The organism is Aeromicrobium sp. (genome assembly GCF_050700635.1).
GTDB lineage: Bacteria > Actinomycetota > Actinomycetes > Propionibacteriales > Nocardioidaceae > Aeromicrobium.
In genome coordinates, this window is record NZ_JBOHDT010000017.1 from 1 (window position 1) to 17490 (window position 17490).

15 protein-coding genes are annotated in these 17490 nt (G+C 69.3%); 13 read left to right on the forward strand and 2 right to left on the reverse strand.

Annotated elements, in window-relative coordinates:
• The 3 genes from ACRDPN_RS01220 to pheT form a co-directional block, all read left to right on the forward strand.
• Positions 1-1032, forward strand: a 1032-nt coding sequence (locus ACRDPN_RS01220) for an ATP-binding protein (RefSeq protein ID WP_431445503.1), incomplete at its 5' end; no start/stop codon positions are given.
• 51 nt (positions 1033-1083) lie between these two features.
• Positions 1084-2187 carry a phenylalanine--tRNA ligase subunit alpha gene (gene pheS, locus ACRDPN_RS01225; RefSeq protein ID WP_431445504.1) on the forward strand — a complete coding sequence of 368 codons (1104 nt, stop codon included), beginning with the start codon at positions 1084-1086 and terminating at the stop codon, positions 2185-2187.
• Positions 2187-4649 carry a phenylalanine--tRNA ligase subunit beta gene (gene pheT / locus ACRDPN_RS01230; protein WP_431445505.1) on the forward strand — a complete coding sequence of 821 codons (2463 nt, stop codon included), beginning with the start codon at positions 2187-2189 and terminating at the stop codon, positions 4647-4649. The genes pheS and pheT overlap by 1 nt, the downstream gene beginning before the upstream one ends.
• A gap of 163 nt (positions 4650-4812) precedes the next feature.
• Here the strand turns inward: pheT and ACRDPN_RS01235 are convergent, their stop codons facing one another.
• Positions 4813-5370, reverse strand: coding sequence for a LemA family protein (locus ACRDPN_RS01235; RefSeq protein ID WP_431445506.1), 558 nt, complete (start codon positions 5368-5370; stop codon positions 4813-4815).
• A 27-nt stretch (positions 5371-5397) separates the two neighbouring features.
• A complete protein-coding gene (locus ACRDPN_RS01240; protein ID WP_431445507.1) occupies positions 5398-7176 on the reverse strand; it encodes a DUF2207 domain-containing protein in 1779 nt (592 codons plus the stop codon).
• A 77-nt stretch (positions 7177-7253) separates the two neighbouring features.
• Here ACRDPN_RS01240 and argG point away from each other — a divergent pair, with 77 nt between their 5' ends.
• The 10 genes from argG to tyrS all read left to right on the forward strand — a co-directional run.
• Positions 7254-8672, forward strand: a complete 1419-nt coding sequence (gene argG / locus ACRDPN_RS01245) for an argininosuccinate synthase (protein ID WP_431445508.1) — start codon at positions 7254-7256, stop codon at positions 8670-8672.
• Between the two features lie 67 nt (positions 8673-8739).
• Positions 8740-9795, forward strand: a complete 1056-nt coding sequence (argC, locus tag ACRDPN_RS01250) for an N-acetyl-gamma-glutamyl-phosphate reductase (RefSeq protein ID WP_431445509.1) — start codon at positions 8740-8742, stop codon at positions 9793-9795.
• A gap of 60 nt (positions 9796-9855) precedes the next feature.
• Positions 9856-11007 (forward strand): bifunctional glutamate N-acetyltransferase/amino-acid acetyltransferase ArgJ, encoded by a 1152-nt coding sequence (argJ, locus tag ACRDPN_RS01255; RefSeq protein WP_431445510.1) that lies wholly within the window; start codon positions 9856-9858, stop codon positions 11005-11007.
• A gap of 8 nt (positions 11008-11015) precedes the next feature.
• Positions 11016-12014: an acetylglutamate kinase gene (argB, locus tag ACRDPN_RS01260; RefSeq protein WP_431445511.1), complete on the forward strand. Its 999-nt coding sequence runs from the start codon at positions 11016-11018 to the stop codon at positions 12012-12014.
• Positions 12011-13219 carry an acetylornithine transaminase gene (locus ACRDPN_RS01265; protein WP_431445512.1) on the forward strand — a complete coding sequence of 403 codons (1209 nt, stop codon included), beginning with the start codon at positions 12011-12013 and terminating at the stop codon, positions 13217-13219. Before argB ends, ACRDPN_RS01265 begins: the two co-directional genes overlap by 4 nt.
• Positions 13216-14139, forward strand: a complete 924-nt coding sequence (argF, locus tag ACRDPN_RS01270) for an ornithine carbamoyltransferase (protein ID WP_431445513.1) — start codon at positions 13216-13218, stop codon at positions 14137-14139. Before ACRDPN_RS01265 ends, argF begins: the two co-directional genes overlap by 4 nt.
• Positions 14136-14663, forward strand: a complete 528-nt coding sequence (locus ACRDPN_RS01275; protein WP_431445514.1) for an arginine repressor — start codon at positions 14136-14138, stop codon at positions 14661-14663. Before argF ends, ACRDPN_RS01275 begins: the two co-directional genes overlap by 4 nt.
• A complete protein-coding gene (gene argH, locus ACRDPN_RS01280) occupies positions 14660-16063 on the forward strand; it encodes an argininosuccinate lyase (RefSeq protein WP_431445515.1) in 1404 nt (467 codons plus the stop codon). Before ACRDPN_RS01275 ends, argH begins: the two co-directional genes overlap by 4 nt.
• Positions 16060-16623, forward strand: coding sequence for a DNA-3-methyladenine glycosylase (locus ACRDPN_RS01285; RefSeq protein WP_431445516.1), 564 nt, complete (start codon positions 16060-16062; stop codon positions 16621-16623). Before argH ends, ACRDPN_RS01285 begins: the two co-directional genes overlap by 4 nt.
• 35 nt (positions 16624-16658) lie before the next feature.
• Positions 16659-17490: tyrosine--tRNA ligase (gene tyrS, locus ACRDPN_RS01290; RefSeq protein ID WP_431445517.1), on the forward strand; the 832-nt coding region annotated here is incomplete at its 3' end.

Below are 17490 nucleotides of genomic sequence, written 5' to 3' on the forward strand. Positions count from 1 at the left end.
GACTTCCCTGATGGCGTCCTCATCGCCGGCCCGGATGGGAAGGTCGAGTACGTCAACGAACGCATCCGCTCGATGGCGCGGGCCTCCGGCGACGAGATGATCGGCATGCACATCGACGAGGCCATGCCGTTCGACGACCTGAACGGCAACTCGTGGTACGCCTGCACGCGTCCGTACGACGGGTTCGCCACCCGCACCCGCATCTCGGAGCAGGCCTGGTGGTCGCCGCGGGGGAGCGAGTACCTCATCACCGCGCGCCTCGTGCGCGACAAGCCCGGCGGACAGGTGGGGCGGGTCATCGTGAGCATGCGCAACGCGCGAGTTCGAAACCAGCGCGACCGCGAGCGGTCCGACCTCGTCGCCACGGTGGCGCACGAGCTCCGGTCGCCGCTCACCGGCATCAAGGGTTTCACCTCGACGCTGCTGACCAAGTGGGCGCGCTTCTCCGAGGATCAGCGTCAGCTGATGCTCGAGACGGTCGACGCAGATGCCGATCGGCTCAGCCGGCTCATCACCGAGCTTCTCGACGCCGCGCGCATCGATGCCGGCCGACTCACGCTGCGCCGGGGGCCGGTGCGGCTGGACGACCTCGTCCGCCACGTCCTCACGAACATGTCCGGGGGATCGAGCGATCCGTTCGAGGTCACCATCGGTGACGAGCTCGAGACCATCTGGGGTGACGCCGACCGCATCACGCAAGTCGTCACCAACCTGATCGAGAACGCCGTGCGCCACGGATTCGGCCTCAAGCAGGTGCTCATGGAGAACACCGGGCGCGCCGACGGTGAGCCGCCAGGTGTGTGTGTCGAGTTCCATGACAACGGTCCCGGGATTCCCGAGGAGATGCGGCAGCGGGTGTTCAGCCGATTCTGGCGAGCTGGACCGGGCGCGGGCAGCGGGCTGGGCATGTACATCGCCCGCGGCATCGTCGAGCAGCACGGCGGCCGCATCGACATCCGGGAATCCCACGGCGGCGGAGCGCTGCTGCGTGTCTGGTTCCCGATCAACGAGCCGGATGCCCTCACCGAATGAGAGTGAGTCGCGACCCTAGACTGTCCAGCGACCCCGCACCGAAAGGCCTGCATGTCCGCGCCCAACTCCGACTACGACCCCGTCGAGGTCACGCCGCTGCGTGCCGATGAGGTGGAGCGGATGCGCGACGAGGCTCTTGCGGCCATCGCGGCCGCGGACACCGTGGAGGCGGTCAAGCAGGCACGTTTGCACCACGCTGGCGACCGGTCGCCGCTGGCACTGGCCAACCGCGAGATCGGCGCACTGCCGCCGCAGGCCCGCAAGGAGGCCGGCCAGCGCGTCGGCCAGGCGCGTGGCGCGGTCAGCCAGGCCATCGCGGCCCGCAGTGTCGCGGTCGAGGCGGCCGAGGAGGAGCGCATGCTTGCCGCGGAGCGGGTCGACGTCACCCTGCCATGGGACGTAGAGCCAGTCGGTTCGAGGCACCCGCTCACCACAATCTCCGAGCACGTTTCCGACATCTTCGTGGCGATGGGCTGGGCGGTTGCCGAAGGTCCCGAGGTCGAGGCCGAGTGGCTCAACTTCGACGCCCTCAACCTCGGTCCCGACCACCCGGCGCGCACCATGCAGGACACGTTCTGGGTCAAGCCGGCGAGCGCCGCGATGGTGCTGCGCACCCACACCTCTCCCGTCCAGGTTCGCACCATGCTCACCCGCGAGCCCCCCATCTACATCGCCTGCCCGGGGCGCGTGTTCCGCACCGACGAGCTCGACGCCACGCACTCGCCGGTGTTCCACCAGGTGGAGGGCCTTGCGATCGACGAGGGACTCTCCATGGCCCACCTCAAGGGCACGCTCGACCACTTCGCCGAGGCCCTCTTCGGCGAGGGCACCACTACCCGGTTCCGGCCGTCGTACTTCCCGTTCACCGAGCCCAGCGCCGAGGTCGACCTGCTCTGCCACGTGTGCGGCAACGTGCCGGGCGTGGTCGAGACCTGTCGTACCTGCCGCGGCGAGGGCTGGATCGAGTGGGGCGGCTGCGGCGTCGTCAACCCGCGGGTGCTCGTCGCCTGCGGCGTCGACCCGGAGCGCTACTCCGGCTTCGCGTTCGGCATGGGACTCGACCGCACCATCACCGGACGCTACGAGATCGTCGACCTGCGCGACCTCTTCGACGGTGACATCCGCTTCACGCAGCCCTTCGGAGTGGGTCTCTGATGCGGGTGCCCGTGGCCTGGTTGCGCGAGCTCATGCATCTTCCGGCTGACGTCGACACCAAGCAGCTGGCCGCCCGCCTCACCGCGTTCGACCTCAAGCTCGACACGATCGACCAGGTCTCTGACATCCAGGGCCCGCTCGTCGTCGGCCGTGTGCTGAGCGTCGAGGACGAGCCGCAGACCAACGGTAGGACGATCCACTGGTGCTCGGTCGACGTGGGGGAGAAGGAACCGCGCGGCATCGTGTGCGGCGCCCAAAACTTCGGCGCCGGCGACCATGTCGTCGTCGCCCTGCCCGGCGCTGAGCTACCCGGCGGCACCGCCATTGCTGCGCGCAAGACCTATGGTCACGTCTCCGACGGCATGATCTGCTCACCTCCCGAGCTCGGACTGGACGGCGATCCCGGCGGCATCATCGTGCTCGACGGAGCGCCTGAGCCCGGCGATGACGCCGTCGCGCTGCTCGGGCTGTACGACGAGGTGCTCGACCTCGAGGTCAACCCCGACCGCGCCTACGCGCTCTCCCTCCGAGGCGTCGCCCGTGATGCCTCCCAGGCGTTCGGCGTCCCGTTCACCGATCCTGCCGAACGCGACGTCCCGGCCGACGGCGATAGCTATCCCGTTCGGGTCGACGACCCCGAGTCCTGCCCGGTCTTCGTCGCCCGGGAGGTGCGGGGCTTCGATCCGTCCCGTCCCACGCCCGAGTGGATGGCGCGGCGAGTCGAGCAGGCGGGCATGCGTTCGATCTCGCTCGCCGTCGACGTCAGCAACTACGTGATGCTCGAGCTCGGCCAGCCGAACCACGCCTACGACCGCGCCAAGCTCAGCGGCGACATCGTGGTCCGCCGCGCCGAGCCGGGCGAGAAGATCACCACCCTCGACGACGTTGTGCGCACGCTCGATCCCGAGGACCTGCTCATCACCGACGACGCGGGACCGGTCGGCATCGCCGGCGTCATGGGAGCCGCCCACGTGGAGATGGACGAGAACACCACCGACATCGTCATCGAGGCCGCGTTCTTCGACCCACCGACCATCGGGCGGAGCGTCCGTCGCCACAAGCTGCCGTCGGAGGCGTCGAAGCGCAACGAGCGCGGCGTCGACACCGAGCTGCAGGCCCGGGCCGCCCAGCGCGTCGCCGAGCTCCTCGTTGAGCACGGTGGCGGCACCATCGAGCCCGGCCTGACCGTTGTCGGCCGTGCGCCGGTGCGGGCGGCCGTCAGCATCCCGGAGGACCTTCCGAGCCGTATCAGCGGCGTGGACATCGACGGCGACACGGCGGCCGCCGCCTTGGCCGCAGGTGGGGGTGAGGTGCGACATGCCGACGGACGTATCACGCTGACGCCTCCGAGTTGGCGGTTCGACCTCACCGGCCCGTACGACCTCGTCGAGGATGTGCTCCGCGTCGTCGGCTACGACCAGGTGCCGTCGGTGCTGCCGCCGGCACCCGTGGGGCACGGGTTGACCAAGGCCCAGGAGCTCCGGCGCCGTGCGGGCATGGTGCTCGCCGGGGCGGGCCTGGTGGAGGTCAAGACGTTCCCGTTCGCCGGCCCGGTCGACTTCGATCGGCTCGGCCTGTCCGCCGACGACGCCAGGCGCCGTCAGGTGCTGCTCGAGAACCCGCTGTCGGCGGAGCAGCCGGGCATGACCACGACCCTGCTCGCTGGGGTGCTCGCAACGGCGGGATTCAACGTCGGACGCGGACATACGGACGTCCAGATCGTCGAGACCGGTCGCGTGTTCATCCCGCAGCCCGACGAACCGACCGCACCGATCTACGGTGTCGACCGTCGCCCCACGGACGCCGAGCTCGACGCGTTCGTCGCCGCACTCCCACACCAGCCGCAGCATGTCGCGTACGTGCTGAGCGGCGAGCGTGTGCACAGCGGGTGGGCCGGCCGCGGCAGAGCCGCCTCGTGGAGCGACGCCATCGCGATCGCGCACCGTGTCGCCGCAGCGCTGCACCTGCGCCTGACGGTCGAGCCCGCCGAGCTGGCTCCATGGCATCCCGGTCGCTGCGCCGCCCTGATGCTCGACGGCGTCGTCGTCGGTCATGCCGGCGAGGTGCACCCGCGGGTCGCGAGGGAGTACGGGCTCCATGGCCGCGCGGCCGCCGGGGAGCTCGATCTCGACGCGCTCATCGATGCTGCTCCCGACGTCGGGCCTCGGCCGGAGTTTTCGATCTTCCCGGTCGCCAAGGAGGATCTTGCGCTCGTCGTCGACGCGTCCGTCGCCTCGGCCGTGGTCCACGAAGCACTGGCTCACGCGAGCCCGTTGATCGAGTCGGTGCGCCTCTTCGACGTCTACACCGGCGACCAGGTGGCGCCGGGCAGCAAGTCGCTCGCCTTCGCGCTGCGCCTGCGCGCCCCCGACCGCACCCTGACCGACGACGACATCACCGCTGCGCGAGACGCCGCCGTGGCAGCAGCCGCGGCCGCAGCTGGCGCCACCCTCCGCACCTAACCGCTCGCGAGAGAGAAATTCACCCACCGCGAGAGAGAAATTCACCCACCGCGAGAGAGAAATCCACCTGCCGCGAGAGACTTCCTCATTCTGCGAGCCTGGGAATTTCTCTCTCGTGACCAGGCAACTTCTCTCTCGCGACGGGTGAAGTTCTCTCTCGGCGTCAGAACTGGACGCTGGGCGGTGCTTCCTGGCCTTCCGGCGCGTCGTAGAACTCCCGTTCGTGGACGCTCGCGATCCCGGTGAAGAACATCCACGGGATCGTCTTCACCAGGTTGTTCAGGCTCTTCACGGCGTCGTTGTAGAACTGCCGCGAGAACGAGACCTGGTTCTCGGTTTCCGTCAGGTCGGTCTGCAACTGCTGGAAGTTGGCCGTCGCCTTGAGGTCGGGGTAGGCCTCGGCCACGGCGAGGACGTCTACGAGGGCCTGGTCGAGCCGCGCCTCGGCGGCCGCCTTCTCGGCCACCGTCCCGTCTGCCGCTGCCTTCGTGACGCCGGCTCGTGCAGCCGTCACCTCGTCGAAGACGGCACGCTCGTGCACGGCATAGCCCTTGACGGTGTTGACAAGGTTCGGGATCAGGTCGGCGCGCCGCGTGAGCTGCACGTCGATGCCGCCGAGGGCCTCCTGCGCGCCGATGTCGGCGCGCCGCAGCTTGTTGAACGCGTAGATACCGAACAGCACCAGGGCTGCAACGACGATCAGGATGATGATCAGGGTCATGCTGTCTCCTCGTGGATGGGTAGAGGCTTACCAGGAACCGCCGCCACCGCCCCCGCCGCCACCACCGCCGCCGCCTCCTCCACCGGAGGAGGACGACGACTGGGTCGCGGCGTAGGCGGAGATGGACGAGGACAGGGATGACTCGAAGCTGGAGAACGAGCCGCTCGAGCCGCCGAAGAACGTATGTCCGTCGGATGTGGTGCCACCGCCGTACCACTGCGGCGTCGGTGCCACGGCGCCGGTGATCCGCTCGTACTTGCGGGCCCAGCGATCCGCACAGTCGAACGCGACGGCGAAGGGGATGAACGCGGTGTACAGATCGCGCTTGCCGCTGAAGTCGAACCGGTCCTTGGCGGAGTCGGTCGAGAGCAGGCGTTCGAACCCGCCGGCCTTCGACCAGACGTCCCGACCGAGCAGTGTGCGGCGGCGGCCGACGCCCGGGACGAGCAGCCCGACGGCACCCACCGTGAACGCGGCGAACGGGAGCACGTACAACGAGCTGCCGAGGGGCCAGAACGTCAGCACGACGGCCAGGACCGCGGCGACACCGACCAGCGTGCGCCCGAACAGCTCCGAGGGCGCCGGACTCTGGACACCGGCAGCCGTGGCCCAGGTGTCGGTGACTTTCGCCATGCTCGTCTTGAGCGGCTGGAGGGTCGAGCCGGCCGACACCGAGCCGTCGGCAGCGAAGGTCGAACCCGGGATGGTCACCCCGAGGCTCTGTCCGACGTGACGCGTGACATCATCGGTCGCCGCCCACGCCTTCTCGTCGCCGATGCCTTCGATCGTCCAGTCGTCGCCGTCCTGCGTGAGCTTCGTGAGCCCCTGCTCGGCCTGGTAGAGCAGAGTGGCGGTGAGGGCGCGGTCGGGGAGCTGCTCATTCGTCACGAACGCCGTCTGCACTGGGCCGAGTCCGTTCGGGGGCTCGTACATCACCGGGTATCCCGGCCGGCGTTCCCGCGAACGCCGGTCCCAGGCGTAGCCGAAGACGAGGGCGGCCGCGGCGATGATGCCGACGACGATCAGGGCCACCTCGCTGCGTCCGAGCAGCCGGTCGTAGCCGATGTCCCACGGAGCGCCGGGACGGGCGGGCGTCGGCACCGGGACGTCGGCTCGTAGCGTCACCGGCGTGTAGGGCGCGAGCTCGTCCGTGGTGATGATGAGCGTGTCGGTGCCCCCGCCTGCGACGGCGCACTCCTGTCCGTCACTGACGGCGCACTTCGCGTCGTCGGCCGCCGCCGGCAGCTCGACGCGGATGGTCGCGCGGTCCATCCCCATGGCCCAGCCAGGCGCGACGATGTGCCAGTTGAAGACCGAGCGCTTCGCCTCTTCCACGCTCCAGCTGGACGTCGTTCCGGCCTCGACCGAGGCTGGGGCGAGCGCTCCCTCGATCCGGTAGGTGATGACGTACGTGTGCTCGCCGGGTTCGAGGGTGACCTCCGCGTCGCCCACCTTCGCGACCCGGAACCGGCGGCCCGACTCCCAGAGCATGTCGACCGGCTCGTCCTCCCCGTCCCGGGTGATCTTGATCTGGGTGGGTACGAGACGAACCCGCTCGTCGCCGGCGTCCCTGAGGTCCCAGTAGCGGAAGATGCCGTGCCGACCGTAGGGGAACTCGCCGACGAGGGTCTCCTTGGCGACCAGCGTGCCGTCGGCGGACACGCGATAGTCGGCGTCGTACGAGGTGATCCTGACGGGATCCGGCGAGGACGACTGTGACGGTTGCACAAGTCCGGCCAGCAGGGGAATGAGCAGCAGAGCCGCGGCTCCGAGAATTGCGAACACCCGGAGCAGGATCCGCCTCATGGGCCATACAGTAGGGCGCTCGTCGAGGCTCCCGGGCAATTTGCACGGAATTGCATCTGTCTGCAAGAATGTGCAACATGTCCAAGGTACTCACCACTCTCCCTCGGGGGGAGCGCGTCGGCATCGCGTTCTCCGGGGGACTCGACACGTCCGTTGCCGTCGCCTGGATGCGCGACAAGGGCGCGGTCCCGTGCACCTACACCGCCGACATCGGGCAGTACGACGAGCCCGACATCGTCTCCGTCCCGGCGCGCGCCGGCGACTACGGAGCGGAGATCTCGCGCTTGGTCGACTGCCGTCCCGCGCTGGTCGAGGAAGGCCTGGCGGCCATCACCTGCGGTGCCTTCCACATCCGCTCCGGCGGACGGGCCTACTTCAACACCACGCCGCTCGGTCGGGCCGTCACCGGCACGCTGCTGGTACGGGCGATGCTCGAGGACGACGTGCAGATCTGGGGCGACGGGTCGACATTCAAGGGCAACGACATCGAGCGCTTCTACCGGTACGGGCTGCTCGCGAACCCGCACCTTCGCATCTACAAGCCCTGGCTCGACCACGACTTCGTCACCGAGCTCGGGGGCCGCAAGGAGATGTCGGCCTGGATGGAGGCGCACGGGCTGCCGTACCGCGACAGCGCCGAGAAGGCCTACTCCACGGACGCCAACATCTGGGGCGCGACGCACGAGGCGAAGATGCTGGAGCACCTCGACGTCAGTCTCGAGACGGTCGAGCCGATCATGGGGGTGCGGTTCTGGGATCCCGATGTCGAGATCGCACCCGAGGACGTCACCATCGGGTTCGAGCAGGGACGACCCGTCACGATCGACGGCAAGCCGTTCGAGACCGCGGTCCAGCTCGTGCAGGAGGCCAACGCGATCGGTGGCCGGCACGGCCTCGGCATGTCCGACCAGATCGAGAACAGGATTATCGAGGCCAAGAGCCGGGGGATCTACGAGGCGCCGGGTCTGGCGCTGCTCCACATCGCGTACGAGCGGCTGCTCAACGCCGTCCACAACGAGGACACCACCGCCGCGTACCACGCCGAGGGTCGGCGACTCGGACGCCTGATGTACGAGGGACGCTGGCTCGACCCGCAGGCACTGATGCTCCGCGAGTCCCTGCAGCGCTGGGTCGGCTCGGCCGTCACCGGGTCGGTCACCCTGCGACTGCGGCGCGGCGAGGACTACACGATCCTCGACACCGCGGGCTCGGGTTTCAGCTACCACCCCGACAAGCTGACGATGGAGAAGACGCTCGAAGCGGCGTTCGGACCCACCGACCGCATCGGGCAGCTGACCATGCGGAATCTCGACATCGCCGACTCGCGCGCCAAGCTCGAGCAGTACGCCGCGATGAACCTGATCGGTCACGCGCACACCGAGCTGATCGGTGCGATGCAGGCCGGAGGCGCGGACGCCATCGCCGCCCGCTCCGAGGTGGTCGAAGACGACGACGAGGCGTTGGACCGTGCCGCGATGGAGTTCGGCACCGACTGAGTCCGCATATGGGGCCCGGCATCGCCCGACCGCGTCACTCGATAGGGAATTCTGCAAAGGTGGACAGATGACTGGACAGACGAAGGGGATCACCGCAGCCGTCGCCGGCGCCAGCGGATACGTGGGCGGCGAGGTGCTCCGCACCCTCCTCGCCCACCCCGGCGTCACCATCGGAGCCCTCACGGCGTCGTCGAACGCCGGGACCCGGTTGGGCGAGCACCAGCCGCACCTGCTGCCGCTGGTCGACCGCGTGCTCGACCCCACGGACGCCGATCACCTCAGCGGGCACGACGTGGTCTTCCTCGGCCTTCCGCACGGGGCCTCCGCCAAGGTCGCCGAGATGCTCGGCGACGACGTCCTCGTCATCGACTGCGGCGCCGACTTCCGGCTGGAGAGTTCTGAGGACTGGGACCAGTTCTACGGCGGCGGCGGTGCCACTGATTGGGCGGGCACTTGGCCGTACGGACTTCCCGAGCTCCCCGGCCAGCGCGGCGTGCTCGCGAGCGCGCGCCGCATCGCCGTACCCGGCTGCTTTCCGACCATCTCGACGCTCACGACGATGCCGGCGGTGATGGCCGACCTGGTGGTCCCGGACTTCACCGTCGTGGCGCCCACCGGGTCGTCGGGGGCGGGCAAGAAGCTCGCCGCGACGTTCCTCGCCTCGGAGGTCATCGGCCAGGCCAGCGCCTACGGTGTGGGCGGCGTCCACCGGCACACACCGGAGATCGAGCAGAACCTTCGAGCGGCCGGAGCGGTTGACCCTGTGGTCTCCTTCACGCCGATCCTCGCCCCGATGGCCAGGGGCATCCTTGCCACGGTGAGCGCTCCGCTGCGCGACGGTGTCACGGCCGGCGACGTCCGTGAGGCCTACACGAAGACCTACGCCGACGAGCCGTTCGTGCACGTCCTGCACGAGGGCACCTGGCCGCAGACGAAGGCCGTGCTCGGGTCGAACGCCGTGCACGTGCAGGCCACCGTCGATGTTCGGGCAAACAAGCTCGTCGCCATCGGCGCGATGGACAACCTGGCCAAAGGAACGGCCGGGGGAGCGGTGCAGTCGATGAACATCGCCCTGGGGATCCCGGAGACGACTGGGCTCACCACCGTCGGGGTCGCCCCGTGAGCGCAGCGAACGAATCGGAGCCAGCACCGTGAGCGCAGCAAACGCAACGGGAGCAACACCATGAGCGTCACAGCCGCACGGGGGTTCCGGGCCTCCGGTGTGGCCGCCGGTCTCAAGTCCAGCGGCGGGCTCGATGTCGCCCTGGTCGTCAACGACGGACCGTCGTCGGCGGCGGCCGCCGTCTTCACCGGCAACCGCTGCAAGGCAAACCCGGTGCTCTGGAGCCAGGAGGCCATCAAGTCGGGCTCGGCACGCGCTGTCGTGCTCAACTCCGGCGGCGCCAACTGCTACACGGGCCCCGAGGGCTTCATCATCACCCACGACACCGCAGAGACGGTGGCCGAGGGCCTCGGCGTCGGTGCGGTCGACGTGCAGGTGTGCTCCACCGGGCTCATCGGCCTCCTGAACGACCGCGACGACCTGCTGTCCGGCGTCCATGCCGCGCTCGAGTCGCTCGACGCCGACGGCGGTCAGGCCGCGGCCGAAGCGATCATGACCACCGACTCGGTTTCCAAGCAGTCCACGGTGATCCGCGAGGGCTACACCGTCGGCGGCATGGCCAAGGGAGCGGGCATGCTCGCCCCGGCTCTCGCCACGATGCTCGTGGTCATCACCACCGACGCCGTGCTCGAGCCCGGGCAGGCGGATGCCGCCCTTCGCGCGGCCACCCGCGCCACGTTCGACCGGCTCGACTCCGATGGCTGCCAGTCGACCAACGACACCGTGCTGCTGATGGCGAGCGGTGCATCCGGCCAGACACCCGATCCGGACGAGTTCGCCGAGGCTCTTCGCGGGGTGTGCCACGACCTCGCGATGCAGCTGCTGGCCGACGCCGAGGGTGCCGACCACGAGATCACGATCGACGTCGTCAATGCGGCGAACGAGGACGATGCCGTTGCTGTCGGTCGCTCGATCGCCCGGAGCAACCTCTTCAAGTGCGCGATCTTCGGCAAGGACCCCAACTGGGGTCGCGTGCTGGCTTCCGTCGGCACCACCGACGCAGCCTTCGACCCGGCCGACCTCGACGTCGCCCTCAACGACGTCTGGGTGTGCCGCAACAGCGGCCTGGGCGAGTCTCCCGATGCCGTGAGCCTGGAGGAGCGGGCGGTCACCGTGACCGTCGACCTCAAGGCCGGCGACGTGCGCGGATCCGTCTGGACCAACGACCTCACGCACGCCTACGTCCACGAGAACTCGGCCTACTCCTCATGAGCGAGACGATGAACGAACCCGACGACACCGCCAACGACGACCTCGAGGTCGACCCCGACTACGGGCACAGCCCGGAGACGTGGAAGGAGGCGACCTCGAAGGCCACCGCGCTGGCCGAGGCTCTCCCGTGGCTGAAGAAGTACCACGGAAAGGTCGTGGTGGTGAAGTACGGCGGAAACGCGATGATCGACGAGTCCCTCAAGCAGGCCTTTGCCGAGGACATCGTGTTCCTCCGTCTCGCCGGCTTCCACCCTGTCGTCGTGCATGGCGGAGGCCCCCAGATCAGCGCGATGCTCGAACGGCTCGGCATAGAGTCGGAGTTCCGTGCAGGCCTGCGGGTCACCACCCCAGAGGCGATGGACGTCGTGCGGATGGTGCTCACGGGCCAGGTCAGTCGCGAGCTCGTCGGGCTGCTCAACCGCCACGGCGCCCTCGCGGTCGGGCTCTCCGGAGAGGATGCCGGTCTTTTCACCGCCGAGAAGACGATGCCGCTTGTCGACGACGAGCCGGTCGACGTCGGGCTGGTGGGAGAGGTCACCTCCGTGCGCCCCGAAGCGGTGCTCGATCTCATCGAGGCCGGCCGCATCCCCGTCGTCTCCTCGGTGGCTCCCGACGTCGATGGTCAAGTGCACAACGTCAACGCCGACACCGCCGCTGCGGCGCTCGCGATCGCTCTCGACGCAGAGAAGCTGCTCGTCCTGACCGACGTCGAAGGTCTCTACGCCGACTGGCCGAACAGCACCGACGTCATCGGCGAGATCTCGCCCGAGGTACTTGCCGATCTCATTCCCGACCTGGCGAGCGGCATGATCCCGAAGATGACCGCCTGTCTCAAGGCGGTCCAGGGTGGCGTCATGGGCGCAACGGTCGTCGACGGCCGTGTGCCGCACTCGGTGCTGCTGGAGATCTTCACCGACGAAGGCGTCGGCACCCAGGTGCTGCCGGACGTGCCGACCCGCGTGCGGACGGCCGTCTACACGACCAGCGTTTCGAAGGGGAAGAGATGACGTTCGAGGGAGCTCCGCAAGAACGCACGGGGCAAGAGTGGATCGAGCGCTACCAGGGCGCGCTGATGAACACCTTCGGAACCCCGCAGCGGGTTCTCGTGCGCGGTGAGGGACCGTACGTCTGGGACGTCGACGGGAACCGCTACCTCGACCTGCTCGGCGGCATCGCTGTCAATGCACTCGGTCACGCCCACCCGGCCGTCCTCGACGCCGTCACCACCCAGCTGAGCACCCTCGGCCACGTCTCCAACTTCTTCACGTCCACCCCGCAGATCGAGCTCGCCGAGAAGCTGCTGGAGCTGATCGGCGCAGACGGGCGGGTGTTCTTCACCAGCTCCGGCACCGAAGCCACCGAGGCCGCGTTCAAGGCGACTCGGCGCTCCGGCCGCACGACGATCGTCGTCGCGGAAGGCAGCTTCCACGGACGCACCATGGGCGCGCTCGCGCTGACGTCCAAGGAGGCGTACCGCGCACCGTTCGAGCCGCTGCCCGGTGACGTCCGCTGGGTTCCGTATGGCGACACCGCCGCGCTCGAGGCCGCCGTCGACGACACCGTGGCCGCCGTGCTGCTCGAGCCGATCCAGGGCGAGGCCGGTGTCATCGTGCCGCCCGACGACTACCTGCCCGCGGCGCGCCGGATCACGACCGAGCACGGCGCGCTGCTCTGGATCGACGAGGTGCAGACGGGGATCGGCCGCACAGGTGACTGGTTCGCCCACCAGCCCTCCGGCGTGACGCCTGATCTCGTCACGGTGGCCAAGGGACTCGGCGGCGGTATCCCGATCGGCGCGTTCATCGCCCTGGGCGACGCCGGAACGCTCCTGCAGCCCGGCAACCACGGCACGACGTTCGGCGGCAACCCCGTGGCCACGGCGGCCTCGCGGGCCGTGCTCAACACCATCGAGAAGGACGGGCTGCTCGCGAACGCCAGCGTCGTCGGCGACCTCATCCGCTCAGGTCTCGACGACCATCCGCTGGTCGTCGAGACCACGGGCCGCGGACTGCTCATCGGCGTCGTGCTGACCCACCCGGTGTCGGCGGACATCCAGCAGGCTGCGCTCGACGCCGGCCTGATCATCAACAACCCCACGCCAGACCGGCTGCGGCTGGCCCCACCACTCATCCTCACCACCGACCAGGCCGACGGCGCGGTCAAGACGCTGCGCACCCTCCTCGACGAGGCCGAAGCGAGCACGGCGTCATGAGGCACATCCTCCGCGACGACGACCTCACGCCGGACGAGCAGTCGGATCTGCTCTCCCTCGCGCGCGAGGTGAAGGCCGATCCGTACGGACGGCGTCCTCTGGAAGGGCCCCAGACCGTGGCGGTCCTGTTCGACAAGGCTTCCACCCGGACCCGGGTCTCGTTCTCGGTCTGCATCGCCGACCTCGGCGGCGTGCCTCTGGTGCTGGACACCGGCACCACCCAGATCGGGCGCGGCGAGTCCGTCGCCGACACCGCCCGCGTTCTCGGACGGATGACGAGCGCCATCGCCTGGCGCACCTTCCGGCAGTCGGATCTGGAGGAGATGGCAGCCCACGCCGGGGTTCCGGTGATCAACGCCCTCACCGACGAGTTCCACCCGTGCCAGATCCTGGCCGACTGGCTCACGGTCAGCGAACACAAGGGTGACCTCGCCGGGCTCACCGTCGTCTATCTCGGCGACGGCGCCAACAACATGGGCCATTCCTACCTATTGGGCGGGGCGACGGCCGGCATGCACGTGCGCATCGGGGCGCCGGCCGGACACCAGCCCAGGGCCGCCGTCGTCGCCGCCGCGGAGAAGATCGCGGCCGGGACCGGGGGATCGGTGCTCATCACGGACCAGCCGACCGAGGCGATCGCCGATGCCGACGTCGTCATCACCGACACGTGGGTCTCGATGGGCAACGAGGACGAGCGCGACGCCCGGCTGGCAACGTTCGGCGCGTACGCCGTCACCACCGACGCACTTGCATTGGCGGCGGACGAAGCCGTGGTGCTGCACTGCCTGCCCGCATACCGCGGGATCGAGATCGCCGCTGAGGTGCTCGACGGTCCGCGCAGCGTGGTGTGGGACCAGGCCGAGAACCGTCTGCACGCGCAGAAGGCGCTGCTCGTGTGGCTGCTGGAGAAGGCGTCATGACCGAGTCACGCATCCCGGCCACGAAGGCGGCCCGCCAGCAGCTCATCGTCGATCTCCTCGGCAAGGAACCGGTGCGCTCGCAGGGCGAGCTGGTCGACCTCCTCACTGCGCACGGCGTGCACTCCACCCCTTCAACGGTCTCGCGCGACCTCGTCGAGCTCGACGCCGTCCGGGTCCGTCACGCCGACGGAACGCTGGTCTACGCCGTGCCCGGCGAGGGTGGCGACCGCACCCCGCGTGCTGCCGAGGACAGCGTGGCGGCTCACGGGCGCCTGCAGCGGCTGGCGCGCGAGCTCGTCGTGTCCGCCGACGGGTCGGCCAACATGGTCGTGCTGCGAACGCCGCCGGGTGCTGCGCAGTACCTGGCCTCGGCCATCGACCACGTGGCCCAGCCAGAGCTGCTCGGCACCATCGCCGGCGACGACACCGTGCTGCTCATCTGTCGTGACCCCCTGGGCGGTCCCAGCATCGCCCACCGATTCACCACCCTCGCGGACCTGCCGCCTGAAAGGACGTTGACGTGACCGATTCGGAACAGCCGACCAGCCTCTGGGGTGGTGGCCGGTTCGCCTCTGGGCCGTCGACGTCGCTCGCCGAGCTCTCCCGCTCGACGCACTTCGACTGGCGCCTTGCCCCGTACGACCTGGCCGGGTCGAAGGCGCACGCCACCGTCCTCCACCGGGCCGGTCTGCTCGACGACGGCGATCTCGCCGCCCTGCTCGAGGGCATCGAGGCTCTCGAGGCTGACGTCGCTTCCGGGGACTTCGCTCCACAGCCCGACGACGAGGACGTCCACACCGCGCTGGAACGCGGGCTCATCGAGCGACTCGGACCCGTACTCGGCGGACGCCTGCGGGCGGGCCGCTCTCGTAACGACCAGATCGCGACGCTGTTCCGGTTGTTCCTGCGCGACCACGGTCGTCAGATCGCCCAGCTCGTCCGCGAGCTCGTCGAGTCGCTGGCCGCACAGGCCGAACGCCACCTCGGTGTGGCGATGCCCGGACGCACCCACTTGCAGCACGCGCAGCCGGTGCTCCTCTCACACCACCTCCTGGCCCACGCGTGGCCTCTCGTGCGAGACCTCGACCGGCTCGCCGAGTGGGACGCCCGCGTCGCCGCCGACTCGCCGTACGGCTCCGGTGCTCTTGCCGGTTCGTCGCTCGACCTCGACCCCGAGCAGGTCGCCGCCGACCTCGGCTTCACCGGTTCCACGCCGAACTCCATCGACGGCACCGCCGCCCGCGACTTCGTCGCGGAGTTCGCATACGTGACGGCCCAAGTCGGCATCGACGTCTCCCGCTTCGCCGAGGAGATCATCATCTGGAACACCGAGGAGTTCGGCTTCGTCACGCTCGACGACGGTTACTCCACGGGTTCGAGCATCATGCCGCAGAAGAAGAATCCCGACGTCGCCGAGCTCGCGCGCGGCAAGGCCGGGCGGCTCATCGGCAATCTCTCCGGCCTGCTCGCGACCCTCAAGGCGCTGCCCCTCGCCTACAACCGTGACCTGCAGGAGGACAAGGAGCCGGTGTTCGACTCGGTCGACACCCTCGAGGTCCTGCTCCCGGCGTTCACCGGCATGGTCGCGACGATGTCGTTCGACACCGCCCGTCTCGAGGAGCTGGCCCCGCAGGGCTTCGCACTCGCCACGGACATCGCGGAATGGCTCGTCCGCCAGGGCGTCCCGTTCCGCGAGGCCCACGACATCTCGGGAACCTGCGTCCGGCTGTGCGAGGAGCGGCACATGGAGCTGTCGGAGCTCTGGGATGAGGACCTCGCCGAGATCTCACCCCACCTGACACCTGAGGTCCGGGACGTCCTCACCGTCGCCGGCTCCATTGCGTCACGCGACTCCCGCGGGGGCACCGCCCTGGCGCGGGTCAGCGAACAGCTCGCTGAGCTGCGTCGGCGCCTCAACGGATGACAGGGCCCGACGTCACCGAACGGGCCCGGGGCCTGCTCGGGCGCCTGCTGCACGGCCACGGCGTCACGGTCAGGATCACCGAGGTCGAGGCGTACGGAGGTGTCACCGATCCCGCCTCGCACGCCTACAGCCGCACCGCTCGCTCCGAGATCATGTTCGGCCCCCCGTGGCGGCTCTACGTCTACCGCTCGTACGGCATCCACCATTGCGCCAATGTCGTCACCGGCCCGTCCGAGCAGGCGGCCGCGGTCCTGATCCGTGCAGGGGCCGTCGTCGACGGCATCGACGTCGCGAGACGACGACGCGACGCGTCCGACGAGCGGTTGGCCTGTGGACCGGGCAATCTCGCGGCCGCGCTGGGGCTGACACTCGACGACCTCGGCACCGATCTGCTGGCCTCCGACGGCGTCCATCTCGGTCCAGAGGTGGCGCTGCCCCACGACGTCCGCAGCGGTCCTCGCGTCGGCGTCTCCCGAGCAGCAGACGTGCCCTGGCGGTTCTGGCTGCCCGACGAGCCGACCGTCTCCACCTACCGCCGCAACCCACGCGCCGCCCGATGAGCAAGAATCGGGGCACGTCTGACCCAGGAGCAGCAGTGACACACGTCCTCGACGACCTCGACGCCCGCGGTCTCGTCGCGCACGCGACGGATCGCGACGCGCTGCGCGGAGCGCTGTCGTCAGGACCCCTGACCTTTTATGTCGGGTTCGACCCGACGGCACCCAGCCTCCACGTCGGCAACCTGCTGCAGATCCTCACCGCCCGTCGGCTCCAGCTCGCCGGCCACCGCCCGCTGCTCCTCGTCGGGGGCTCCACCGGGCTGGTCGGCGATCCCAAGGAGGCGGGGGAGCGGGTCATGAACACGAAAGAGACTGTCGCCGAGTGGGTCGAGCGCATCCGCGACCAGGTCTCCCGTTTCGTCGACCTCGAGGGCGACAACGCCGCCACGATGGTCAACAACCTCGACTGGACCGAATCAATCGGCGTGCTCGACTTCCTCCGCGACATCGGCAAGCACTTCCCGGTCAACCGGATGCTGGCCCGTGACGTCGTCAGCAGCCGGCTCGAGTCCGGCATCAGCTACACCGAGTTCAGCTACGTGCTGCTCCAGTCACTCGACTACCTCGAGCTGCACCGCCGGTACGGCTGCGTCCTGCAGACCGGCGGCAGCGACCAGTGGGGCAACATCACGGCCGGCGTGGAGCTGGTCCGTCGGGCCGACGGAGCGCGCGTGCACGCCCTGGCCACTCCGCTCATCGAGAAGGCCGACGGCACCAAGTTCGGCAAGACCGAGTCCGGCACCGTCTGGCTCGACGCCGAGCTGATGAGCCCGTACGCCTTCTACCAGTCATGGATCCAGGCCGAGGACGCGAAGGTGGGGGAGTACCTCAAGCAGTTCACGTTCCTGCCCGTCGACGAGATCGACG